The organism is Pseudoalteromonas sp. J2K-J979, from assembly GCF_058169715.2.
This window is the reverse complement of record NZ_CM200281.1, coordinates 1,468,495-1,493,469: the sequence shown is the minus strand read 5'-3', so window position 1 is coordinate 1,493,469 and position 24,975 is coordinate 1,468,495. Positions and strand designations below refer to the sequence as shown.

21 protein-coding genes are annotated in these 24,975 nt (G+C 41.5%); 14 read left to right on the top strand and 7 right to left on the bottom strand.

Going from position 1 to position 24,975, the window contains the following annotated elements; translation table 11 throughout:
- Positions 1 to 43 precede the first annotated feature (43 nt).
- From AC3KVK_RS06955 to AC3KVK_RS06945, 3 genes are all read left to right on the top strand, one after another.
- Positions 44 to 685, top strand: a complete 642-nt coding sequence (locus AC3KVK_RS06955; protein WP_490312128.1) for an energy-coupling factor ABC transporter permease — start codon at positions 44 to 46, stop codon at positions 683 to 685.
- A complete protein-coding gene (gene rlmA, locus AC3KVK_RS06950) occupies positions 682 to 1,533 on the top strand; it encodes a 23S rRNA (guanine(745)-N(1))-methyltransferase (protein ID WP_490312129.1) in 852 nt (283 codons plus the stop codon). Before AC3KVK_RS06955 ends, rlmA begins: the two co-directional genes overlap by 4 nt.
- A gap of 67 nt (positions 1,534 to 1,600) precedes the next feature.
- Positions 1,601 to 2,326 carry a hypothetical protein gene (locus AC3KVK_RS06945; protein ID WP_490312130.1) on the top strand — a complete coding sequence of 242 codons (726 nt, stop codon included), beginning with the start codon at positions 1,601 to 1,603 and terminating at the stop codon, positions 2,324 to 2,326.
- A 19-nt stretch (positions 2,327 to 2,345) separates the two neighbouring features.
- On the opposite strand, the gene yfbV is transcribed toward AC3KVK_RS06945, so the two are convergent.
- Complete coding sequence (gene yfbV / locus AC3KVK_RS06940; protein ID WP_490312131.1) at positions 2,346 to 2,792, bottom strand: terminus macrodomain insulation protein YfbV; 447 nt, start codon at positions 2,790 to 2,792, stop codon at positions 2,346 to 2,348.
- A gap of 165 nt (positions 2,793 to 2,957) precedes the next feature.
- On the opposite strand from yfbV, the gene AC3KVK_RS06935 reads away from it, so the two are divergent.
- The 7 genes from AC3KVK_RS06935 (at position 2,958) to AC3KVK_RS06905 (ending at position 9,832) form a co-directional block, all read left to right on the top strand.
- Complete coding sequence (locus AC3KVK_RS06935) at positions 2,958 to 4,160, top strand: acetate kinase (RefSeq protein WP_490312132.1); 1,203 nt, start codon at positions 2,958 to 2,960, stop codon at positions 4,158 to 4,160.
- The gene (pta, locus tag AC3KVK_RS06930) at positions 4,160 to 6,307 is read left to right on the top strand and encodes a phosphate acetyltransferase (RefSeq protein ID WP_490312133.1); all 2,148 of its coding nucleotides are present in this window, start codon (positions 4,160 to 4,162) and stop codon (positions 6,305 to 6,307) included. The genes AC3KVK_RS06935 and pta overlap by 1 nt, the downstream gene beginning before the upstream one ends.
- Before the next feature lie 466 nt (positions 6,308 to 6,773).
- The gene (locus AC3KVK_RS06925) at positions 6,774 to 7,160 is read left to right on the top strand and encodes an ACT domain-containing protein (protein WP_490312134.1); all 387 of its coding nucleotides are present in this window, start codon (positions 6,774 to 6,776) and stop codon (positions 7,158 to 7,160) included.
- Positions 7,160 to 7,672, top strand: a complete 513-nt coding sequence (locus tag AC3KVK_RS06920) for a PTS glucose transporter subunit IIA (RefSeq protein WP_490312135.1) — start codon at positions 7,160 to 7,162, stop codon at positions 7,670 to 7,672. The genes AC3KVK_RS06925 and AC3KVK_RS06920 overlap by 1 nt, the downstream gene beginning before the upstream one ends.
- A 17-nt stretch (positions 7,673 to 7,689) precedes the next feature.
- On the top strand, positions 7,690 to 8,034 hold the full coding sequence (locus AC3KVK_RS06915; RefSeq protein ID WP_490312136.1) for an ArsC family reductase: 345 nt from the start codon (positions 7,690 to 7,692) through the stop codon (positions 8,032 to 8,034).
- Entirely contained in the window at positions 8,031 to 9,161 is a 1,131-nt protein-coding gene (dapE, locus tag AC3KVK_RS06910; RefSeq protein ID WP_490312137.1) for a succinyl-diaminopimelate desuccinylase, read from the top strand. Before AC3KVK_RS06915 ends, dapE begins: the two co-directional genes overlap by 4 nt.
- On the top strand, positions 9,158 to 9,832 hold the full coding sequence (locus tag AC3KVK_RS06905) for a M15 family metallopeptidase (protein WP_490312138.1): 675 nt from the start codon (positions 9,158 to 9,160) through the stop codon (positions 9,830 to 9,832). The genes dapE and AC3KVK_RS06905 overlap by 4 nt, the downstream gene beginning before the upstream one ends.
- A 17-nt stretch (positions 9,833 to 9,849) precedes the next feature.
- Here the strand turns inward: AC3KVK_RS06905 and AC3KVK_RS06900 are convergent, their stop codons facing one another.
- Both AC3KVK_RS06900 and AC3KVK_RS06895 read right to left on the bottom strand, forming a co-directional pair.
- Positions 9,850 to 11,064: a pyridoxal phosphate-dependent aminotransferase gene (locus AC3KVK_RS06900; protein WP_490312139.1), complete on the bottom strand. Its 1,215-nt coding sequence runs from the start codon at positions 11,062 to 11,064 to the stop codon at positions 9,850 to 9,852.
- 81 nt (positions 11,065 to 11,145) lie between these two features.
- Positions 11,146 to 11,490 (bottom strand): Hpt domain-containing protein, encoded by a 345-nt coding sequence (locus AC3KVK_RS06895; RefSeq protein WP_490312140.1) that lies wholly within the window; start codon positions 11,488 to 11,490, stop codon positions 11,146 to 11,148.
- A 172-nt stretch (positions 11,491 to 11,662) separates the two neighbouring features.
- On the opposite strand from AC3KVK_RS06895, the gene AC3KVK_RS06890 reads away from it, so the two are divergent.
- From AC3KVK_RS06890 to AC3KVK_RS06880, 3 genes are read left to right on the top strand one after another with little or no spacing between them, the layout of a single operon-like run.
- Positions 11,663 to 13,741 carry a sensor domain-containing protein gene (locus AC3KVK_RS06890; RefSeq protein ID WP_490312141.1) on the top strand — a complete coding sequence of 693 codons (2,079 nt, stop codon included), beginning with the start codon at positions 11,663 to 11,665 and terminating at the stop codon, positions 13,739 to 13,741.
- A gap of 31 nt (positions 13,742 to 13,772) precedes the next feature.
- Positions 13,773 to 14,369, top strand: a complete 597-nt coding sequence (locus AC3KVK_RS06885) for a tRNA-uridine aminocarboxypropyltransferase (protein ID WP_490312142.1) — start codon at positions 13,773 to 13,775, stop codon at positions 14,367 to 14,369.
- Positions 14,366 to 15,160 (top strand): CLCA_X family protein, encoded by a 795-nt coding sequence (locus tag AC3KVK_RS06880; protein ID WP_490312143.1) that lies wholly within the window; start codon positions 14,366 to 14,368, stop codon positions 15,158 to 15,160. The genes AC3KVK_RS06885 and AC3KVK_RS06880 overlap by 4 nt, the downstream gene beginning before the upstream one ends.
- Before the next feature lie 10 nt (positions 15,161 to 15,170).
- Here AC3KVK_RS06880 and AC3KVK_RS06875 read toward each other — a convergent pair whose 3' ends face one another.
- The 3 genes from AC3KVK_RS06875 to apbC form a co-directional block, all read right to left on the bottom strand.
- Positions 15,171 to 17,669, bottom strand: coding sequence for an EAL domain-containing protein (locus tag AC3KVK_RS06875; RefSeq protein WP_490312144.1), 2,499 nt, complete (start codon positions 17,667 to 17,669; stop codon positions 15,171 to 15,173).
- A 163-nt stretch (positions 17,670 to 17,832) separates the two neighbouring features.
- Entirely contained in the window at positions 17,833 to 18,423 is a 591-nt protein-coding gene (gene dcd / locus AC3KVK_RS06870; RefSeq protein WP_490312145.1) for a dCTP deaminase, read from the bottom strand.
- A gap of 3 nt (positions 18,424 to 18,426) precedes the next feature.
- Positions 18,427 to 19,506, bottom strand: coding sequence for an iron-sulfur cluster carrier protein ApbC (gene apbC, locus AC3KVK_RS06865; protein WP_490312146.1), 1,080 nt, complete (start codon positions 19,504 to 19,506; stop codon positions 18,427 to 18,429).
- Between the two features lie 197 nt (positions 19,507 to 19,703).
- On the opposite strand from apbC, the gene metG reads away from it, so the two are divergent.
- Complete coding sequence (gene metG, locus AC3KVK_RS06860) at positions 19,704 to 21,725, top strand: methionine--tRNA ligase (RefSeq protein WP_490312147.1); 2,022 nt, start codon at positions 19,704 to 19,706, stop codon at positions 21,723 to 21,725.
- A 54-nt stretch (positions 21,726 to 21,779) separates the two neighbouring features.
- Here the strand turns inward: metG and AC3KVK_RS06855 are convergent, their stop codons facing one another.
- Positions 21,780 to 24,968, bottom strand: a complete 3,189-nt coding sequence (locus tag AC3KVK_RS06855) for an amidohydrolase family protein (protein ID WP_490312148.1) — start codon at positions 24,966 to 24,968, stop codon at positions 21,780 to 21,782.
- Positions 24,969 to 24,975 lie beyond the last annotated feature (7 nt).

The window sequence follows — 24,975 nt, the reverse complement described above, 5'->3', positions numbered from 1 at the left end:
TGACATGTAATGCATGTTCGCGCCCAAAAAATGGTCATTCGCTATGTCAATCTTTGAATTATTTTGCGCATTGCTTTATGTCGGGTTCTTTGTAAGCACAATAAATAAAGCAACGTGGACACAAATATTGACTCACCCGACGTTGCAGCACAGTGTGATGGCCACCAGCACCATCATTGCAGGACTTTGGGCTGTTAAAGCTGGAATTTACCCACAACTTGATGTGCATCTTCTCGCTATGACAGCTGTTACATTGGTTTTTGGCTGGCGGTTTGCGGTGCTGATCAGCACGTTTGCTCTTTTGTTGTTAGTAGTTTTTGATATGGTTCCGATTTGGCAAGTCGCACTGTATGGTCTCACAACAGCCATTTTACCTATACTCATCACTTATGGCGTATTTTTGCTGTGCTACCACTTTTTGCCACGCCATGTATTTGTTTATATTTTTATTGGAAGCTTTTTAACTGCGGCGTTAACTGCAGTAGCGCATATTTTAACAAATTCGTTGCTGTTTTATGCCCTTGATCAATATGATTGGCCCACTATTTTTGATAATTACACCGTATTAGCAGCCCTGATTTGGTTTCCTGAGGCAACCATCAATGGCATGGTCATAACGTTGCTGATTATTTACCGCCCGCACTGGGTCAAAACCTTTTATGATAAGGACTATTTAGCACAATGACGATGGCTTACCGCTGCCCTATTTGCCAGCATCCACTTAAGTTAAACGATAAAACTTTACACTGTGAGAACAAGCACAGTTTTGATTATGCTAAAGAAGGGTATGTGAACCTGTTGCCTGTGCAACATAAAAAATCGAAAGATCCGGGTGATAATTTAGAGATGGTACAAGCAAGGCGTGCCTTTTTAGCCTCAAACCATTATCAGTTTTTACAACAAGCCATTGCTCAACAACTGCATTATTTACCTTCGGGCAGTACCATTATCGACCTAGGCTGTGGTGAAGGGTTTTATACGCAAGCATTAAAACAGCAAGCACAAGCTTGTCATGTGTATGGTGTCGATATTTCGAAACCTGCGGTAAAGTATGCTGCCAAGCGCTATCCCGATTGTCACTTTAGTGTCGCATCAATTGCTCAAACACCTTTTTCAGATGGCTGCGCCTCAGCACTAGTCAGTGTTTTTGCCCCATTGTTTGACAATGAATTAGCCAGACTCGCCCAAGTACCAGACGCACAGCATCCCGCCGGGATTTTATTGGTTGCAAGCCCAGGGCCTTGGCATTTAAAAGAGTTAAAAAGTATTATTTACCAAAATGTTGAGCAGCATACTCCAGTCGAGTGTCCGCAAGGGTTTATCCAAGTTGATCAGAAAGTGCTCACTCATCATGTCACACTTGATGTTGAGATGGCCAAACACTTGGTTATGATGACACCTTTTGCGTGGAAATTTCGTCCTGAACATTGGCAAGCGCTCTCACAACTTGCACATATTAATGTGACATTAGAATTTTACCTCACTCGATTTGAACGAACTGAAGAGGCCTCCCCTATTCTAGCTCCAGTGTAATAGACCGTAATAGTCCAATCGCATCTTTGTAATAAACTTGATCTTGCTTATCAAAAGGAGAACAAAGATGCAGTGTGACATCGCTTTATCCCATGATTTATTCACTTATCTTGAGTCACAAGAAACGACAATTAAACGCCATCACACCAATGTTAAACTGCCTTATTTTCTAGAACACCTTTGCATGAATTGGTATTGCCACCTCCATAAACAAGGTAACGCGACAACGATCGTGGCAATAGAAAAAACGAGCCAATACATACTAATTTTGCCTTTTGAGCAGCCTCCCTCTTTTGAATTTTTTACCGAGACTTTTATCAATGCATGGAAAGACGAACTCTGGTGGTTAATTATCTATGAAAATGTACTGACTGATTTAGGCCACCAACAATTTAAACTGTCAATCAGAACACAGCGCGTCACTTGCCAATTTTTACCAAGCGATAAGCCAGATTTGCCAGATACCCTCAAAGAAGCCGTGGCCGAAATAGCTGATGCATTACAAACCGCTCACGAGCAAACCTTAACTAAGCACCAACAGATTGAACTTACCTTTAAGCTCAATCAAACAGAGCGAACGGTACTCAAAAAAGGCGCTGTATGTCGTTTTTTTCCAAGTGTAAAACTGATTGAATTTGCCTTAGCGGGTTTTTACCAACATCACCAATCAAATATTAGTCAGTTGATGAATTCGCAAGGACAATTAAAAGAACCGATTAGTATTGCAGTAGATAATATTATATCGATCAAAGAGTATTTAAAAAGCGAACAGCTCAACACCAATCAGGGTTGAGCGTATAACGTTAGCGAGACTAAAAAATTTCTTTAGTGAATGCCTGATCCATTTTCTCGAACATTTCTTTTAGCAATTGAGCTAGTTCGTAAAAGCGAGGCTGCGCTCGAGTGACTGTCGGTTGATAGCCATTTTCTTGCATTTTAGACTGCAATTCTCGGTACCAAGAAGCTAACGAAGGCGGTAAAGTGGTGTTAGCGCGTTTGCCTAGCCAATATAAACCTTGTACTGGCATTGATAATAAAAACAAAGCAAACGTTAAAGCTTGTGGTAAATATTGACTGCCAAAAAATTGAATTTGTACAAAAATACTTAAAACAGCCAGCATGGGCATCACTCTGAGTGCCAGTTGAGTCGCCTTAATCACTCGACGCTCAGGAAAAATAGGTGCTAAAGCCACATTGTTTGGCCATATTTTGCTGTATTGCTGACCATCGTTGAGCTGAGACATAATACTTTTTTGCATAGGGACTCCTCAAATGATCCTAAACATTTAACCTTATGCGATAAGTTAGGTTAAAATTACCCCTTAGATAATTCAAGTGTACCATAGTCTCACAACGCTGCATGGAAATGCAGGCATCTCGTGGCTTTTTTTCGCTGGTACACCTCATTATATGGGATTAAACAAATGTTAGATCAACATGTCTTAGTACTCAATTGCGGCAGTTCGAGTTTAAAGTTTGCAATTTTAGAAGCGCAAACAGGAGATGAAATCATTACCGGGTTGGCTGAATGCCTCTTAAGTGAAAATGCTCGCTTGAAATACACTTACCAAAGCCAAAAACACATCGAGCCTTTGACCTCCAATGCCGGTCATCAACAAGCAATCGCTCGATTAGTCGAAATTATTAAACACAACGCCCTAGAACATTCGCTGATTGCTGTCGGTCACCGGGTCGTGCATGGCGGGGAACATTTTACACATTCAGTGATTATCACTGCACAAGTCAAACAAGTCATTGCAGATACAATTAGTTTGGCTCCTCTGCATAACCCTGCAAATTTACTTGGTATTGAAGCCGCCGAGCATGCTTTTGCTGACTTACCTCAAGTTGCCGTCTTCGATACCGCTTTTCACCAGACGATGCCCGAGCATGCCTATCTATATGCGTTACCTTACGATTTATACCGACAGCATGGGGTGCGCCGTTATGGCTTCCATGGTACCAGTCACCACTATGTTGCAAAACAAGCTGCAATGATTTTACAAAAGCCACTTAATTCACTGGCGTTAATCAGTGCACACCTAGGGAATGGCTGCTCTGTCACTGCAATCAAAAATGGTGTCAGTGTCGACACAAGTATGGGTTTAACTCCTCTTGAAGGAGTTGTTATGGGTACGCGAAGTGGCGACATTGATCCTGGGTTATTTAATTTCCTGACTCAGCAACTCGGATACAGCGCGGTTAAAATCGATACATTATTAAATAAGCACAGTGGTCTATTAGGGTTAAGTGAACTATCAAATGATTGTCGCACAATTGAAGATGCCCATCTTGCGGGCAACCCCCAAGCAAGTCTGGCTCTCGAGGTCTTTTGTTACCGTCTGGCAAAACAAATAGCTGCATATGTAGTACCACTGGGGCATCTCGATGGCCTGATTTTTACTGGCGGAATAGGTGAAAACTCGCAGTTGATCCGTGAAAAAGTTTTGGCTTTATTAAGTTTTTTTGGATTCCATTTGGACGAAAAAACAAATAACCAAGCGCGTTTTGGCCAATCTGGGCTGATATCAACGAATCAGACTGGTCCTCAAGCACTGGTTGTTCCTACCAATGAAGAGTGGATGATTGCCCGTGATGCCGCTACGCTAGCCAAGGAGAAGAATTAATGTCGCACCGTATTATGTTAATCCCTGTTTCAACAGGCGTTGGGTTGACATCTGTGTCTGTCGGGTTAGTGCGTGCATTGGAGCAAAAAGCCGTTAAGGTTAACTTTTTTAAGCCCATAGCCCAACCACGTGCAGGGGATAAAGGCCCAGAAAAATCAACTGAAATTGTCAAACGAGGCTCAAATATCAAACCCGCAGAACCACTTGATCTGCAATATGCCGAGCAAATGATTGGCGATGGAAAAAGCGATATTTTACTCGAAGAAGTTATCACCCGCTTTGAATCAAGCGCCAGTGAGGGCGGAGTCGCTATCATTGAAGGGATGGTGCCAACAAGAAAACAACCTTACGCTGGACGGTTAAACCGAGAAATAGCACAAGCTTTAGGCGCTGAAATTGTGTTTGTTTTGACTCCCGGCAATGATCCTGTGGAACAAATTGAAGATAGGCTCGAAATCGCTGCCAGCTTTTACGGTGGTTTAGAAAACGAACGTGTATTGGGTTGTATATTTAATAAGGTGAATGCACCTTTAGATGAAGAAGGTCGTGCTCGAGCTGATCTCGCTGATTTATTTGAACCCGAACACCTAGCCCACGAACTCACTCGCCTAGCCTCAATGCCATTATTCAAAAAACAGACGTTTAAGCTTTTAGGCTGTGTGCCTTGGGACTTTGAATTAGTCGCGCCACGAGTGTCGGATTTAGCTCGGTATTTAAATGCTGAAATTGTCAATGAAGGTGATATGGCGCATCGTCGCCTGCGAAGTGTGACATTTTGTGCCCGCACAGTCTCTAACATATTGAATCACTTTAACCCTGGTGTGTTATTAGTGACGCCCGGAGACCGCTCAGATGTATTAGTAGCAGCATGTTTATCAGCAATGAATGGCACCAAAATTGGCGCTATTTTACTCACTGGGGGCTTCAAGCCCGAGCCGCGAATTATCAAACTTTGTGAACAAGCCATGGCCACTGGGCTACCTATCTTATCAACTGACGCAGATACTTGGCGCACTTCTTTATTACTGCATAATTTTAATATGGAAGTCCCTACTGATGATGAACAACGCATTGAACGAGTTAAAGATCATAATGCCGCACATTTAGATAGCGATTGGTTACACAGCTTAACCTTGGGAGTTGAGCGAACACGCAAAATGTCCCCTCCTGCATTTCGTCATATGCTAACCAATAAAGCGCGAGTCGCCAACAAAACGATTGTTTTACCTGAAGGAACTGAGCCTCGAACAATTAAGGCAGCAGCTATTTGTGGCGAACGGGAAATCGCACATACCGTCTTACTTGGCGATCGCGGTGAAATTTTAAGAATTGCCGAGCAGCAAGGCGTTCAGCTGAACGATAAAGTCAAGATTATTGACCCTGATGATGTGCGCGAACACTATGTTACATCTTTGGTTGCATTACGAAAAAATAAAGGGATGACTGAGGTCATTGCTCAAGAACAACTCCTTGATAACACCGTTTTAGCGACCATGATGCTTGCCAATAATGAAGTTGATGGCCTCGTATCTGGCGCAGTCAATACCACTGCCAATACCATTCGCCCCCCTTTACAATTAGTTAAAACTGCGCCGGGATCATCATTAGTCTCTTCTATCTTTTTTATGCTGTTGCCAGATCAAGTGTTAGTTTATGGTGATTGCGCCATTAATCCCGATCCGAGTGCTGAGCAATTAGCCGATATCGCTATTCAATCAGCGGATTCTGCCATTGCATTTGGTATAGAAGCCAAAGTAGCGATGATTAGCTACAGTACTGGCACTTCGGGTGTGGGAGCGGATGTAGAAAAGGTCAGACTAGCCACACAGTTAGCACAACAAAAACGCCCAGATTTAATTATAGATGGTCCCTTACAATATGATGCAGCCATTATGGAGAGCGTGGCAGAGAAAAAAGCACCCAATAGCCTCGTCGCGGGTAAAGCCACTGTATTCATTTTTCCTGATCTCAATACAGGTAATACAACTTATAAAGCCGTTCAACGAAGTGCTAAGTTGATCAGTATTGGTCCAATGTTACAAGGCATGCGCAAGCCTGTTAACGATCTTAGCCGCGGCGCGTTAGTTGATGACATTGTTTATACGATTGCCTTAACTGCTATCCAAGCAACTCAGACAATTAACTGATGGAACCCCAAAGCAATAAGGTCGATTTATCGACCTTATTGCTTTAATTTTTTAACAACTGATACTCAATTTTTGTGCCAAACATAATTTAATATTAAAATCATAAAGATAGCTATTTAAAACAGACTAATTAACAAGGTTATCCACAGTTTTTGTGGAAAAGAAACAGGAAGTAATTCAGTTAATTAATAACGCTAACAGTATTCGTTAACCTAGATACCTTCTGTTTCTAGCGTTTAAATAATCAAATAGACTCAGGATAACTATTTTTAATTTTTTAGTCATCAATCTTTCATTATCAACCTGTGATTAAAAAATACTACAAGTCCGAAAGATCGTAAAGTTAATTTAACTTTCTGATAAATAATGTTTTATTAGAGTGAATATTTAATTTTTTATTTATTGCCCCTTGCGTGGCCGCAGTTATCGACGCACAATAATGATTGATGTCACTCAAGGATGCACTATGTCAAAACAAACGTTAGAACTCATGAATGAGACGTTCACCATTCACAGCTTTGACCCATCCCAACCGATCCCAAAGGCTGTGTACGATGCGCCGGTCTATTTCATTGCTAAAACCTATGATGAACTTTCGATAGTCTGTCCCGATTCAATCAGCCTAGACAGTAATGAAACTGAAACAGGTTGGGCAGCCCTTGAAGTGCTTGGCCCCCTTGGATTTTCATTGACAGGGATTTTATCGAATATTTCAGCCGTTCTTGCCGCTGAAAAAATATCTATTTTTGCGATATCAACCTTTGATACTGACTATGTGTTAGTGAAACAAACAGCAATCCGTTCGGCGGTCTCGAGTTTACGTAAAAATGGCTACAGAGTGACGAATGTCTAATGATGGCTGTCCACAAGCAGGTTTTAAAAGCCAATGAAAATCAAGTTCAAGGACTAGGGTTACCTGTGTATTCCCCAGTATCTGGCAAAGTATTCCCTCTGGAACACCACCCTAATGCGTTTTTTTCACGGGGAATCGTCGGCTGCGGCGTCATGATTTTAATGACCGGACACAAACTTTACGCTCCATTTGATGGCACAATTGAACAAATAAGAGCAGGTGGCACTGAATTTATTTTAAAATCTCGTCAAGGGATCCAATTACTCATATCTCTCGATGTAGATGAACGCTACTTACCTTTGAGTGGCTTACGTTACTATGTAAATGAAAAACAATCATTTACGGCGAAGTCACTATTATTTTATGCCGACTTCCGACAAATAAAAGAGCCTATCCATGTTGCTGTTACCGTAATCAATCACCCACAGTTAGGTGGAATTTATTACAGCCATCAACAGGTTCTCGCACCAAGCGATATTCTTTTTCACATTACAGCGAAACAACGACGCTGAGCAATTTTGGATTATTTATGACTTTAATGTATGGCATTGCCAACTGTGACACGATAAAAAAAGCAAAAAAATGGCTCGACAGCCACACTATCCCTTATCAGTTTCATGACTATCGGAAAAATGGCTTAACTGCTGAATTACTACAGAGCTTTGAAGCACAATTAGGCTGGGAGCAACTAGTGAATAAAAGAGGCACGACTTACCGTGCTTTGACAGATGAACAAAAAGCAAACCTGAACAAAGAGACCGCTTTAGCACTGCTCATCGAACACCCAGCCATGATCAAACGTCCGCTGCTTGTCCACCAAGGCAGCATGCATTTAGGTTTTAAAGCAGATCAATATCAAGAGATTTTTGCATGAGTTGCGTAATTGAGCTGGCACAACAATTAATCCAACGCCCTTCAGTCACCCCCTTAGATGAAGGTTGCCAAGAGCTTATGGCCGAACGGCTCAATGCTATTGGCTTTAAACATGAATCACTTTTTTTCGTCGACACTTTAAATATGTGGTCTCGCAAAGGCACACAAGCGCCGTTATTTTGTTTTGCGGGCCATACAGATGTCGTGCCTACCGGCCCTGAATCCGCCTGGCATTTGCCCCCATTTAGCGGCTTAATACAAGACGGTTATTTACATGGCCGTGGGGCTGCAGATATGAAAGGCTCGTTAGCAGCAATGATCGTTGCAACAGAACGATTTGTCAGTGATTACCCAGATCACCGCGGCTCAATCGCCTTTCTTATTACCTCAGATGAAGAAGGACCATTTATAAATGGTACGCCGCGTGTCATTGAAACCCTTGAAGCTCGCAATGAAAAAATTGATATGTGCTTAGTGGGAGAACCCTCTTCCAGCCATAAAGTCGGTGATGTAGTTAAAAATGGCCGGCGTGGCTCACTAACCGGTTTTGTAACTGTTAAGGGCATACAAGGCCATGTAGCCTATCCGCAATTAGCTAAAAATCCTATTCACCTCGTCAGTCCTGCCTTGACAGAGTTATCTCAGATTCAATGGGATAACGGCAATGAATTCTTCCCAGCCACCAGCTTTCAAATTTCTAACATCAATAGCGGGACTGGAGCTGGCAATGTGATTCCAGGTGAACTTGATTTGCAATTTAACTTTCGTTTTAGTACTGAAGTAACTGCCGAACAACTAAAATCGCGTGTAGTCTCTATTCTTGATCATCATGGCTTTGAGTATGACATTGACTGGACACTGAATGGCTTACCTTTTTTAACTCCTGCAGGCTCTTTAGTGGATGCGACTGTTAAAGCCATTGAGCACGTTGCACGTTTTAGTCCATCGCTAGAAACAACCGGTGGAACATCAGATGGCCGATTTATTGCACAAACAGGTGCACAAGTCATTGAGCTTGGGCCCTGTAATGCAACCATTCACAAAGTAAATGAATGTGTGAGTGTCGAAGACTTAGAAAAACTCACTGACATGTATTATCACATACTGACAGAATTGTTAGCGCCATGATCATGCACCTAGCCTGCGGTACCAGTGAAGGCCATTTAACTAATTTTCAAGGCCATCAAGTGCATCAGGCAATTATTCCTGATTTAACCCGTTTACGAAACGAAGCACAAAAAGCAGGGTTTAAGCTGGCGATTGCATCAAGCTTTCGCAGCTTTGAGCGACAATTACTGATATGGAATAACAAATTTACAGGTATTCGACCGGTATTGGACAAATATGAACAGCCGGTTGATATGTCTCAATTGTCCGATCACGAGCGCATAATGGCTATTTTGCTTTTCTCTGCCTTACCTGGGGCAAGTCGTCATCACTGGGGAACTGATCTCGACATTTATGATAGTAATGCAGTAAGCGCCGACTACCAGCTAAAATTAGAGCAGCATGAATATGAAAAAGGCGGCCCTTTTTATCAATTCAATCAATGGTTAGACGAACAACTCCCACAATTGGGCTTTTTTAAACCATACAGTCGAGACTTAGGAGGCGTAGCAGCTGAGCCTTGGCATATTAGCCACATCGCTCAAAGCCAGCAAATTGCAAAACAGTTAGATGTTGAGTTACTAAATCGCGTACTCAATCAAGCAGATATTGCTGGTAAAGCACAGATTTTACAGCATTTACCAACAATTTATCAGCAATTTGTCCTAAACATTAATGTGCCAAACACGTAAGTTGGCACATATTAGGTTTATTGACGATAGCCATCAAAAAACCTCGCCATTTGAGCTAAAGCGGGTTTGAGTTGATCTTGGTGAGGTAAAAAAACCAATCTAAAATGATCTGGCTCTGGCCAATTAAATGCACGGCCATGGACTAATAGTATTTTCTCTTGCATCAATAAATCAAAAATCAGCTTTTCATCATCATGCACATTGAATTTTGCTCGGTCAAACTTAGCAAAGGCATACAATGCCCCTTTTGGTTTAGTACACGACACACCATCTATCGCATTCAGTCCCTGCCAAACTATGTCCCGTTGTTGATATAAACGTCCTGTCGGCTTGATCAAATCATCAATAGATTGCACGCCACCTAATGCTTGCTGAATTGCAAATTGTGCGGGCACATTGGCACACAAGCGCATCGATGCCAAAATATCTAAGCCTTGAATATAATCAGTAATTCCTGACAATTTACCACTGATAACCATCCACCCCATTCTGAGGCCTGCAGCCCGATAAGTTTTGGCTAAGCCGTTGAAAGTAATAATTGGTAAGTCATCACATAATGATCCGATAGAGGTGTGAATTACGCCATCATAAAGAATTTTTTCGTAAATTTCGTCGGAAAAAATGAGCAATTTATGCTCTCTTGCAAGTCCAAGTAAATCCTGCAGCAAGGCCTCATCATAGACCGCCCCCGTTGGGTTATTTGGATTGATGAGCACTATCGCGCGGGTTTTACTGGTTATTTTACTTCGAATATCGGCAATGTCCGGAAACCAATCTTGTGCTTCATCGCACAAATAATGGACCGGCGTACCGCCAGCAAGACGCACTGAAGCTGTCCAAAGTGGATAATCAGGTGCCGGGATCAGTACCTCATCGCCCGAGTTGAGCAAAGCTTGAGTGCTCATTTGAATCAACTCACTCACACCATTGCCAATGAAGATATTATCGACATCGAGATTTGCGAAGTTTTTTTGTTGATAATGCTGGTAAACTGCAACCCGTGCAGAGTACAGCCCCTTAGAATCACAATATCCTTGGCCAGCAGAGAGGTTACGGACTATGTCTTTGTGCATATCTTCTGGCATATCGAATCCAAAAGCGGCGGGGTTACCAATATTGAGTTTTAGTACTTTTTGTCCTTCATCTTCCATTTTTCGGGCTTGCTTTAAAACTGGCCCGCGGATGTCGTAACAGACACCCTCTAACTTATCACTTTTTTTAATTATTGGCATAGTTGACCCCTATTGATATAGGCCTAGACTAGCCGAAATATACCTAGAGAAAAAGAGCCAGCGACTGAATTTAATTCAAGTTTATTTATTTATTAACCACGCCGTCATTTTTTCTTTTGTAGCAAGGATATGTGGCTCTAATTGCGCTAAAAATACGGCCGCTTCTGCCGATTTATTTTCTATTAATAAATGCTCAATATTTTTTGCTATCTCAGCCAAAGATACGGCCCCGAACTGAGCTGCATTGGATTTTAAACTATGAGAGTTTCTGATTGCTGTTTCGTTATCCGTATTGAAGCTGCTTGTTAATTCACTATGTAAGCGGTCAAATTCAGTGTGACAAAATAATAAAGTGGCTTCAAAGTGATCGCCCAATAGCGACTGCATACTGACTAATGCGCTTTCATCAATAGTTACCTCTGACATATCCGTATCCTTAATTCGTTGACTTGACTCTTAGTGTAAACAAACTCGAATAAAAACCCAATTTATCTTTAAAAAATTCCTAAACCAAGCTTATAAATTGGTATCTCTGTAAAAAGCTACTATAATCAGTAGCTAATAATATATAAAAATAACTTTTCCAGGCTATTCACGGATGAATAATTTGCAACTTTTTGACTCTCTTTTGTCCCATGCACAACATGGTGTATTGGTTGTTGATGCTCAGTTTAAAATTCTTTTCTTTAATAAATGGTTAGGCACCAGAGCAGGGATTGATCTGAGCGAGTGCCAAGGACACAGTTTTTTAAAAGTGTGTGGGCTAGAAAGTCATAGCTCTTTTGCTGATGCGGTATCTGAGTGCTTTAGAGGGCAACAGCCTATCAGTTTATGTCCGCCAAATGATACGTTCACTCTCCCTTTATTTGATAGTGTTAAATGCTTACCGATTTGCCAGCAACTTCATTTCTCTATTTTTGATTATCAATCTCAGCAATACTGCCAGATAGAAGTGTTTAATGTTTCTGATACACTTTACCGTCAAGAGCAATCTAATCAACGGGCACAATCACTATTACAAATGAGTAAAGCCCTAAAACAATCTGAAACTAAGTTACGCAACGTTGTCGATAACATTCACCAAGGTTTACTTACTTTTAATGAAAAGGGACTCATCCTCGACTATAACCAAGCGATTAAAAAAATTTTCACCGCTCCACTTATTGATATTACAGAGCTATTACCCGAATTAAATTTACGTGATTACTCGCTTAACACTGCACTTGAACAGCTTGGATTGAATCACAATGAACAATGGCTGGCTTTAAAGCATTGCGCAGCTTTAACACATTACCACTACGAAATATCCATTACGAGAATACCTCATCCCACAGAGCCTTTTTACCTTGCTCAGCTAAGAGATGTTACCTCGTTCAAACAGCAAGAAGCACAGTTATCTGAAATTGCTCGATTAGATCCGTTAACACAAATCCCCAACCGCTTAGTGCTAGAAGATCGCACAGAGCAAGCTTTAGGACGCAGTAAGCGAAATCAAAAATTTATGGCCATGGTGTTAATTGATTTAGATGAGTTCAAGCAAATCAATGACTCGTTAGGCCATCAAAGTGGCGATAAATTACTAAAAGTCGTCGCCAAACGCATTTCTGAAACAATCAGAAAAACCGACACAGTCGCGCGTTTAGGTGGCGACGAATTCTGTATTCTTTTTGAACAGATTGATTCTCATGAACAATGCCGAGATTTACTAAAAAAACTAGTTAGTCAACTCGAATGTCCTACCTTACTCAATGGCCATGAAATCATTCCTAAAGCCAGTGTCGGAGCTTGTATTACAAAAGGCGAAATTGACCAGCAAGAGTTGTATAAACGCGCCGATTCTGCGATGTATCAAGCTAAAAAGATGACTCGCGGCTCAATTAAGATTTATCAACACAATCAAGAGCAAAAACGTCACTCAACGTTACAATGTGAACTCGATAAAGGTTTGGATTACACAGAGTTAGAATTATTTTTTCAACCTAGTTTATCCACCTCTGAGCAAGCTTTAGTGAGTATTGAAGCGCTGTTAAGGTGGCGATTAAATGGTAAAGCCATGTTACCTAAACAATTTATTTGTGTAATGGAACAAGATGGTTGTTTTACCGAAATAGAGCGCTGGGTAATACACGAAGCATGTAGACAACGCAAAGCATGGTTACAAAAAGAATTGATCAACGACGAGGTCACTTTGGCAGTTAATATTTCGCAGTCATTTTTTTATCACCCAAGTTTAATTAAAATGTTGCGAAATGAGCTTAACCGATTTGAACTTGATGCCAGTATGCTCGAATTAGATATCAAAGAGTCTACCTTATTATTATCGAGTAAACGAGCCAGCAAAATCCTCAAAGACCTTAAAGATCTCGGAGTCAAAATTGCCATTGATAATTTTGGTATGGGGGTGTCATCACTCGCCATCTTACACCACCACCCGATTGATCGTATCAAGTTAGACAAGCAGTTATTCCAAAATAATGCCACTCACAGCCTGCCTCTTATCATAGGTATTATCGAGGCAGCTCGTTCACTTAATATTGATATCTTAGCCGAAGGAATTGAAAACAAAACAATGCTCGACTATTTAATTCAAGTTAAATGTGATGCTTATCAAGGGTATTTAATCGCTAAACCAAGCCGTAACGATGTGTTTGAGTCTTTCTTAAAAAGTACCGTATAATAACGCTCAAATATCACAAAGTAACTCAGTTATGTCACGCACATTATGCGAAATCTGCCATTACCCGATCACGCAGTGCCTATGCGATGCCGTCAATAACTTGGCTAATCGCACTCGTATTATTATGATGCAGCATCCTAGCGAAGTAAAAGCGGCCAAAAATACCGCCCGGTTACTCCTATTAAGTTTGCAAAATATTGAACTCTGGGTCGGTGAATCTCCTGAACACTTTTTGGCATTACAGACTTTAGATCAAACCAGCACGTATGTTGTTTATCCTGATAAGAAAGCACTGATGATCGAGAGCCTTTCGCAACCAACGACCACGATCAAAACCTTAATTTTTCTTGATGGCACCTGGAAGAAAGCCTTTAAATTATTGCAATTAAACCCATGGTTAGCCCAATACCCATTTTTAAGTTTTAATGTGTTGCCTGCGTCTCGCTATGCACTTCGAAAAGCACCTCGGGAAGATAGCCTGTCAACGCTTGAGGCCGTGGCGTATAGCTTATCCACCCTCGAGAAAATCGATGTCACTGCGCTATATACTTTACTTGATGCGATGATGAAACAACAATTTGATGCCATGCCAGCACATATTCGATCTCGCTATAACATCGATCAATGACAACAAAATTGACTCGCCTCCAACAAGGGTTTTATCGTCGAGGCCCGGATCATCGCGCAGGCAACGATGTTGATTTTTTACAAATTAAACATCTCTTCGGATTTAAAAACCTCACCGTAGGTAAATGGGTTGATAAGCAGGAAAAACAACTCGCTGCGAACTTAATTTTTGATGCGTTATCTGATTTAGCCAATTTGTTAAATGTGCCGCCTAAAGTTATTGGATTAAGACAGCAGCTGAGTTTGAGCTTTGGAACTGGGGGGCAACTAGGTGTGCAAGCTCATTATAATAGCCTCGAACGCTGTTTATACTTAGCTAAAAATGCCGGTGGCGGTGCACTGGCCCATGAATGGTGGCATGCTTTTGATCACTATATTTGTCCGTTTTTGCTCTCTCCAGACTCCCCGCTACAGTTTGCATCTAGTACTTGGTTAAAGCAGGCTGCCAATATTTCGCATCCCCTAAACGCCTTGCTTGATGAGGTCTTTCAAACCCTCTTATTAAGCGAAGATTTATGCCAACCAAGTGAATATGTTAATCACGCCATTTATTTAGATAAACAATTACAGATGAATTATTTCAGTTTACCTGAAGAATTAACAGCTCGAGCATTTGAAGCATGGATACAAAGCAGAACACAAATTAAAAACACTTACCTCGTCTCAGGTACAAAACAGAGCAAACTCGCTGCATTAAATGCTTTTCCAAATGTAAATATCCAGCAAAAAATTGGCGAAGCGCTCACTCAATACTTTGCTTTATTAGCCGATTTACTCGAAGTGAAAGGTTAAAAGGGGTATATCAAGCTGATTGCTTATAACGTTGTAACCATTGGCAATAATCAGCAAAGGGTAACGGTTTAGAATAATGGTATCCCTGCGCTATTTCACAACCAAATTGCCGTAATATTTTTGCTATCTCCTCACTTTCGACCCCTTCAGCCACCACATACGCATCAAGATTATTGGCCATTTCTATGGTTGTTTTACAGATAGTCTGATCGCGTTTATTGTGTTCTAGATTCATCACAAATTGTTTATCAATTTTAATTTCATGAAAACCAAGTTGGCTTAAATACGCCAGCGATGAATACCCCGTACCATAATCATCAATAGCAACTTTAATACCCATCTCTTTGAAATCATCGAGTATATTTTTGGCTTTTACTGTATCGCCTACAGTGGCTGACTCAGTGAGCTCTATCACCACTAAAGAAGGTTTAATATTGAGCTCTGTTAGCAAGGTCAACAACTGAACTGGCAGTTCTCGTTTATTAAGATCTCGTGCAGAAATATTGATTGAGATTTTATGATTTGGAAACAGACTCAGTATATTTTTTTGGTGCATCAGCGCCTGCTCAACCACCCACTCTGTTATTTCATTAATGATCCCCGCTGATTCCGCGACAGGGATAAACTCCTCAGGAGAGACAAATCCCAATTCTGGGTGCTCCCAGCGAAGCAAAGCTTCACTGCCATATATACTATTTGTTTTAAGATCAATCTGGGGCTGATGATACAAAGAAAACTCGTTGTTTTCGATTGCTTGGTGTAAATCCGCAGCTAACTTTAACCGTTTTTTCATCAGAGTATCGGTATCATTTTGATAAAGATGCCAATGCTCAGGTTGATTCGCAGCAAGCTGCAATGACTGTAAAGCACGCTGGATCAATAATTCTACCGACTCAGCATGTTCAGGAAAACGTGCCATGCCGATATCTACCTGCCCGACTAGAAATGTACCATCCAAATATACGCCTTGTTCTAATGAGGCTTTAATATTTGATACATACTGCTCAATAAGTTCAGAGGCAACTTCTGAGTTTATTACTACGGCAAACGTATCATCATTAAACCGGCAAATATAAACCGGTATACCAAGTTCACGTTGCTCAAATACCAACATACTTAAGCCATCGAGTTTAGTATTCAGCTGAAAGCTCAACTCTGTAATGTATTCGTTCGCGTGTAAAATACCAAAATTAGCCCGTGTACTTGCATATGTATCAGGTTTGAAGAACACGAGTGTATGCGCTTTTGATAAACTGTGTAACTGACTTAATGCGCGAGTCAATACAACATGATTAGGCAGGCCACAGACCGGATCATGGGTCGTTAAATATTTTTGCTTTTCTTCTTTCGCGCGGTAACGTTCAGCATGAGCAATTGTCACTAAACTCACTTGAACAATTAAGCCAATCATAAATGAGCTAACTACTGTATGTGAGTAGCTAAGCACACCATAGTAACTCAACGGAACCACAATCGCTGTAATATAAATAGGTAGCCAACTGATTAGATAAGTCTTAACCCAGCGTTGTTTCGCTTGAATATACAGGTACAGAACACCTGTCATCACGACATAAAAAAGAATCTGATAAACAAAAACCAAACGATTTAATAGTGATTCAGCAATAAAAAAGCTCAATAAAACAGAAGCTAAGCATAAGCCACAATACTGAAGCCCTATTGTAAACATGCGCTTGTTTGTTTTCTTAACATTCAAAAAGCGCAAAGCAAACTGAACAGCAAAGGTCGCCATAAGTAATTTAAACAGCACATCATGGCCAATCACTAGTTCAACAATTAAACTTGGTAACAGGTAATGAATAAAGCCATGACTTAATGCCGTAGTCATTAACGCACTGAAAATAAAGCCATTATAATAAAGAAAACTGGTGTTGCCCGTATTCAAATACAAAGAGATATTGTAAAAAAACATTAAGGCCAAAATACCCACAAAGGCTCCCCAAAAGGCAAATTCTAAATTAATTAACTGCTCGAATTCATTAGGGGTGTGCAAGAAAATAGGCGTATGCGGCAGACCTTTACCTTGAACTTTTATAAAAACTGTAGCGCTTGAGTTACTCTTCAACTGACTTTTTAAATGTGGGAATACATTAAGTGTTTTCGGCTCAACCTGTTTTCGGCTCCCAAGAAAATTAGTTTGCGTCACCACTTTGTTTTCTACTAAATAAAAATCGATATAATCAAGGGTTGGGTTTTCTAAATGAATCACAAAATCTTGTGGAGTATTTAAGCGATTTGTAAGTGTGATTTTCAGCCAAAGTGGCCATGAAGGTTTGACTAGTGCGACAGATTTATGCACTTTAAATGGTAACGAATCTACCGAAAGCAACAAGGCATCAATAGTAAGTTCACTGCGTTCATCATAGAGAGCTTCCACATCATAGTTAATAAGCGCTCCTTGCGAGTCCGTAATTTCAACCGCAGCACATACATGACTGCAGATTAAAAGTAGGACTATTAAGAAGGCGCTGTATCTTCCTTGAAAACTCATTCTTTTCTCCGCATCCTCAGAACAAGTTAAAGTATGGGTGAAAAAGCGTAAAAAGCTATGTTACTCGGGACAAGATTTGTTAGATTCTGTGAAAACAAGTCAATTTTCATTACGCTTATAAACAAAAAGCACCCGAAGGTGCTTTTTGTTTATCCGCTTAAACTCATATATCTTTATCATCGCTGATGCGACTCGCTACAGCTCCATCTTGGCCTTTGTATTTAGCATCTACGCGAACATTATATGGATTCTCAGCTGGACCTGACATAGTTTCAAAACTGAGAGCGCCTATTTTCATCAACGGACGTAATGCCAACGGCAATTTACCTGAGTTATAAAACTCAAGCACAATATTACCAGACCAACCCGGATCAATTCGATGAGCCGTCACATGCACCATTAAGCCCAGTCGAGCCAAAGATGAGCGCCCATCTAACCATCCAACGATGTCCGCTGGTAACGTGACTGATTCATGGGTAATCGCTAATGCTAATTCTCCAGGGTGAAGAAAAAATGCATCATTCCCTTTGAGGACGATTTCGTCACTCATGATCGACTCCATCGCGATATTTAGTTGCTCTTTTGGGCCACTTAAATCAATGTAAGGGGCTGCATGCTCTTGAAACACTCTAAATTTATTACCTAATCGTAAATCAACGGTCACACCCGAAATCATTTCAGCTGTCGGTGCTGGCGAAATCAAGATTCGCTGATCTGCGATGTATTTTTTTATATCTGTATCTGACAATCTCATGAATTAATCATCCGTTATGATAATTTCAAGCTGACTTTGCGTCGCATCTTGATAATAAAGCTGACTCGCCATTAATCTTGCAGCTTCTGCATATTGTTGACTAATAACGCTATTTTTTTCGAAACTAATACTTTTCCCAACTTCACTGGCTTCTCGAATCGCTAATTGCAACGGGATCTGAGCCAATAAAGGCACGCCATGTCGATGAGCTAACGCTTTGCCGCCATCATGGCCAAACACATGGCTTGTCTCACCACAATGACCACATACAAATGCACTCATGTTTTCAATCAAACCAATAATGGGCACCTTGACCTTGTCAAACATCGCGATACCTTTTTGCGCATCTGCCAAGGCTAAATCTTGCGGAGTGGTCACAATTAACGCACCACTAGCCGGCACTTTTTGACTCATAGTCAATTGTATATCGCCCGTACCTGGCGGCATATCAACAATTAAATAATCAAGCTCACCCCAATCGGTTTCAGATAACAATTGTGTTAGTGCTTGAGAGGCCATTGGGCCGCGCCACACCATTGCCTGCTCGTTTGGAACCAAAAATCCGATGGATTGAGCCTTTATACCATGGGCAATAAATGGCAATAATGTTTTTTCATCTTTTGCTTGCGGCTCAGCCCCATCTAACCCCATTAACATTGGAATTGAAGGGCCATAGATATCTGCGTCTAAAATACCTACCTGCGCCCCTTCTAATTGCAAAGCTGCCGCTAAATTAACTGCCGTCGTCGACTTACCGACTCCGCCCTTACCCGAGGCCACTAAAATAATATGCTTGATTGTGGAAAAACGAGGGGCAGTTTGAATGCGACATTGCAGGGTTAAATTAATGTCACAGGCTAATTGCTTTGATAAAAACGCACTGATTGCCGCTGTTTCACCTGATGCAGCAAAGGCCGTTTCAAGGGTTAAGGTTAAGCGGTCTTTTTGCCACTGCGATACTGATATTGTGGCACATTGACTCAATCCGGCAGGAAACGCCATCGAACGATATCGCTCGAGTAAGTCAACTAATTGTTGATTACGTTTTTTATCGCGATTAAAAAGTGATTTTAAAGCAAACATGATAAGAAATTCAGGTTTCTATAATGAAAAATGCCTCGGAATTATGTAACATTCACGCCATTAACACCAGCCCAATCCATCAAATTCGAATGCTGCCCCAATTTGTTCGGGCAAACTTATTGATTATTGATATTAATTAACACAATTAAGCATTATTATTGTCGCAAATAGTCGCTTAGAACACGGTAAATACATTTATGTTACAGAGAAAAATTCTCATCACTAGCGCATTACCTTATGCCAATGGTCCGACTCACTTAGGCCATTTATTAGAGTATATACAAACAGATATTTGGTCTCGTTTTCAAAAATTACGTGGTCATGAAGCCTATTATGTTTGTGCAGATGATGCCCATGGCACACCAATTATGCTTAATGCACAAAAACAAGGGATTACCCCAGAGCAAATGGTGGCCAATGTCAGTGTTGAGCGTCAACGTGACTTTGCTGATTTCAATATCGAGTTTGACAACTATCACAGTACACACTCTGAAGAAAATAAAGCGCTAAGCGAGCTTATCTATAATCGCCTCAATGATAAGGGCCATATTAAAAAGCGCACGATTTCACAATTATTCGACCCTGAAAAAGGCATTTTCCTGCCGGACCGTTTTGTAACCGGTACTTGCCCAAGTTGTGATGCCATAGATCAAAACGGCGATAGCTGTGACGCCTGTGGCGCAACCTATAGCCCAACAGAACTTAAAAATCCGCGTTCAGTAATGAGTGGTGCTGAGCCTGTACTCAAAGACTCAGAGCATTTTTTCTTTGACTTACCAGCTTTTGAAGACATGTTAAAAACATGGTTACATTCAGGGTCAATTCAAAGCGAAATGGCCAATAAGCTCGAAGAATGGTTTGCAGATGGCTTGCAGCAATGGGACATTAGCCGTGATGCCCCATATTTTGGTTTTGAAATACCAAACGCACCAGGTAAATATTTTTATGTTTGGCTCGATGCGCCAATTGGTTACATGGCGAGCTTCAAAAATTTATGTGATAAAAAGGGCTTAAACTTCGACGAATTTTGGTCTAAAGATTCAACAGCAGAACTGTATCATTTCATCGGCAAAGACATTATTTATTTCCACAGTTTATTTTGGCCAGCCATGCTTGAAGGTGCCGAATTCCGTAAACCGACCAATGTTTTTGCCCACGGGTTTGTGACGGTCAATGGCGCTAAAATGTCTAAATCGAAAGGCACTTTTATTAAAGCGCGCACCTATTTAGACCACCTCAACCCTGAATATTTGCGTTATTACTTTGCAGCGAAACTTAATTCTGGAATTACTGACCTTGATTTAAACCTCGAAGATTTTGCCCAACGTGTTAATGCTGATCTCGTTGGTAAAGTGGTTAATATTGCCAGTCGCTGTGCTAGCTTTATTACCAAGAAATTTGATGGCAAGTTAAGCGACACCGTTATGGAGCCGGCACTTATCAGTGAATTTCAAAACGCCTCTGAGAGTATCGCTCAGCACTTTGAAGGTCGCGATTACAGCCGCGCTATTCGTGAAATCATGGCACTGGCAGATAAAGCCAATCAGTTTATTGATGCACAAGCACCGTGGGTGCTAATCAAAGATGAAACCAAGCAAGAACAAGCACATCAGGTTTGTTCAATGGGCTTAAACATGTTCCGTCTATTAATGGTGTATTTAAAACCTGTTTTACCAAAAATGGCCAGCGATGTTGAAGCCTTTTTAAATACCGAGCTCGGTTGGGAAAGTGCACAAACAGTCTTAACCAATCACAGTATCAATAAATTTAAAGCATTAATGCAGCGTGTCGAAATGGATAAAGTGAATGCCATGTTAGATGATTCAAAAGAAAGCCTTGTGGCGACTCCAAGCATCGATCCGAATAGCCCACTCGCTAAAGAGCCTTTAGCCGAAGAAATCGAGTTTAATGATTTTGCAAAAGTGGATCTGCGCGTTGCAAAAATAGCCAAAGCAGAACATGTTGAAGGCGCAGAAAAACTATTAAAGCTGACCTTAGATTTAGGCGGTGAAACACGCCAAGTGTTCGCAGGTATCAAATCAGCCTATCGCCCTGAAGATCTTGAAGGAAAGCTTACGGTGATGGTTGCCAACCTAAAACCTCGCAAAATGCGCTTTGGTATGTCTGAAGGTATGGTATTAGCGGCAGGCCCTGGCGGAAAAGAGATTTATATCTTAAACCCTGATGACGGTTCACAGCCTGGTATGCGCGTGATGTAATTCATCACACGCATCATCAATCAGACCACTTAGCAATTGCAAGTGGTCTTTTTTTTAACGTTCGAAATACAAAAGATCGCGTTTTTTACCATCAACTCGCTGCATAGTTTGCGCATCGAACAATTGACCATTAATCATGGTATAGCTAACACGATCAGTCACTCTAATGTCGGTAATCGGATCGCCATCAATGACAATTAAATCAGCAAGCTTGCCTGTTTCAATCGAACCTATGTGCTTATCTAAGCCAAGGTAATACGCAGGATCAAGCGTTGCGGCACGGATCGCCTCTAAAGCGCTCATGCCACCTTGGGCAAACATCCAGATTTCCCAGTGAGCAGCTAAGCCCTCACGTTGTCCATGGGCGCCTAAATTAACCTTGACGCCTAAATCTTGTAGCTCAGCGGCGACCTTGGCATTATTGAAGTGATTATAATGATGGTCTGGCGCTTTTGTACGGCGCATTGAACGCGGTAATAATTGGTTTTTTGGCACAAATTTCGACAAACGCGGATGATTCCAAACATCGGTTTTATCATACCAATAGTTTTCACCCCAGATACCGCCATACGCCACGCCTAGTGTCGGGGTATAGCCGACATCAGTTTGTGACCATAATTGCTTAATGTCATCATAAACATGCTCTACAGGAATAGAGTGTTCAATACCGGTATGGCCATCTACAACCATCGTTAAGTTATGTTGCAGTAATGAGCCTCCTTCAGGCACAACCATCATGCCCAATTCACGACCAGCTTCTATCACTTGTTGGCGTTGGTTTCGACGTGGTTGATTGTACGATTTCACCGTAAATGCACCCACCTTTTGTAAGCGCTCTAAATGAAACTTAGCATCGTCTAACGAATCCACATGAGAGGTATAACCCGGGCCGTTGGCGCCGTACAAAATAGTGCCTGTCGAGAAAATTCTGGGCCCAACGATTTTGCCTGCCTTTTGCATTTCACTGGCAGCAAAAATTTCAGTAGTATCATTTGATGGATCGTGAATCGTGGTGACACCTAGTGCTAAGCTGGCTAAATTTTTCCAGTTTTGTTCTGGAATAATTTCATGACTACCTTGCGCGCCATGGGCATGCGCATCCACCAGCCCAGGCATAATGGTTTTGCCTGTCACATCAACGACTTTCGCCCCTTTTGGGATAGTAACTTCACCCAAAGCACCCACGGCTTTAATATGCTTACCATCGGTCAATACCACCCCATTTTCAATCACATTATCGCCTTGCATGGTGATGATTTTAGCGCCAGTGAGTGCAATCATGCCTTGGGGGGCTGCCATTTTAGCTTTAAACCCAATGTTTATACCATCGGCCGCTTTGAAGGTTTTATCTGCCGTTGTGATATCAAACACACCTGATAAATCAGCATGATATAACTCAGGCCCTAAAGACCAATACAAGGAATCAGCAGCCATGTTCCAGCTTATATTCTCCCCAGCACGAACCGATAATTGCTCAAGTGGAAATTGCTTATCTTTGGGGCCAATGTTGATGGTTTTACCGTTATTGATAAACGGCGTAACAAACACTTTAAAGCGTTCCGCAAACGCTAAATAACGGCTGTCTGGTGAAATTCTAAATTCTGTTGCAAGCTCTGACTCATAGAGTTTTTGCGCTTTTTGAGTGGCTAAGTCAATCACCGACAAGCTAGGTTTACTGCCAATACCTGACACATAAATCTGGTCATTATTCGCGCCAAACTGTGGTTGTTGACCCTGTTTATAAATAAAACTCGCTACCCCCCCTTTAGCTGGGACTTGATATAAGCCCGGTTTGATCGACCAATCAGGATCCAAAATGGCACTACCGCGGACTTTGCGAAATACAATTGTTTGCCCATCAGGACTAAACACCGGCTCAATAAACTTGCCTTTTTCTTTTAAGATCGATTTCCCTTTACCTGTGCGCGCCGACACCACATATAATTGGCTTTGCTCATCATCTTGCCAACTAATAAACGCAATCGATTTTCCATCCCGTGAGAACGTCGGGTAGTACTGAAATCCATCCGCTTTTTTAGTCAAGGGTTTAATTTTCTTGGAGGTTAAATCACGGATATAAATCCGGCCCATCGCCTCAAAAATCGCTTTGTCACCATCAGGAGAAATTTGCACATTGCGCAGCATTTTGACGTCAAATTCGTCGCTATCAATATTTTGAGCAAAACGCAGTGCGGTTTGCATTTTTTTCGTGGTGTCAACTTTAAATGGGATTACTGCCACGTTTTTGCTGGCGACATCTAGTTGATGAATTTTCCCGCCTGCCCAAAAGACAATTCCTTTATTATCGGGTGACCACGCCATGGTTGGATACACGCCATGAATCGCCCAAGTTTCTTGCATATCACGCTCCATGTTGCCATACAGCTTAGTATGTTGACCGGACGCTAAATCGTACAAATACAGGCTTGATTGGAAGTCATCACGCTTAATGTAAGCCAATGTTTTACCATCGGGTGATGGCGTAGGACGAATGGCACCACCCATGCCTGAAATAATCGTTTCTATCTCACTTGTTTGGCGGTCATAACGTTTAATCTTATAAATGCCATTGACGGAATCTTTCGAATAATGGAAGGTTTTACCAGGTGTGGCATCGTGTGAAAAATAAACATAGCGACCGTCAGGCGAAAAAGCAGGCTCCCCTAAATCTTTTTGATCGTTGTCACGTTTAGTCAGTTGAACACCATTGCCACCGGCTTTATGATAAAGCCACACTTCACCTGCGCCCAGTGAGCGACTGGCCGTAAAATGTTTACGGGCAATAATAAAATCGCCATCAGGGCTCCACGCCGGGCTATTGAGCAAACGAAAGGTTTCATTGGTGACCGCTTTGGCATTTTGACCATCCCGATCCATAACCCAAATATTGTCACCGCCATCAGCATCGGAGGTAAACGCAATATGCTGTCCATCTGGGCTAAAGCGTGGTTGCATTTGCCATGAAATATCTGCCGTTAATTGCTTTGCCTGCCCTCCTGAGATAGGCATGGTATAAATATCTCCCAACAAATCAAACACTAAAGTCTGTCCATCAGGGCTGATATCTAAGTTCATCCACGTCCCTTCTTCTACTGCAACATTGGCATCGAAGAATTCACCTTGTGGCGCATCCACTTGCCAACTGGCAGGGGTATCGGGTTGTATTTTATCTTTTGCAAAAATCGGGGGACTGACACTCACCGCAATTGCAAGAGCAAGGCTCGAATAACGCATCTTTTTCATGGGGTTG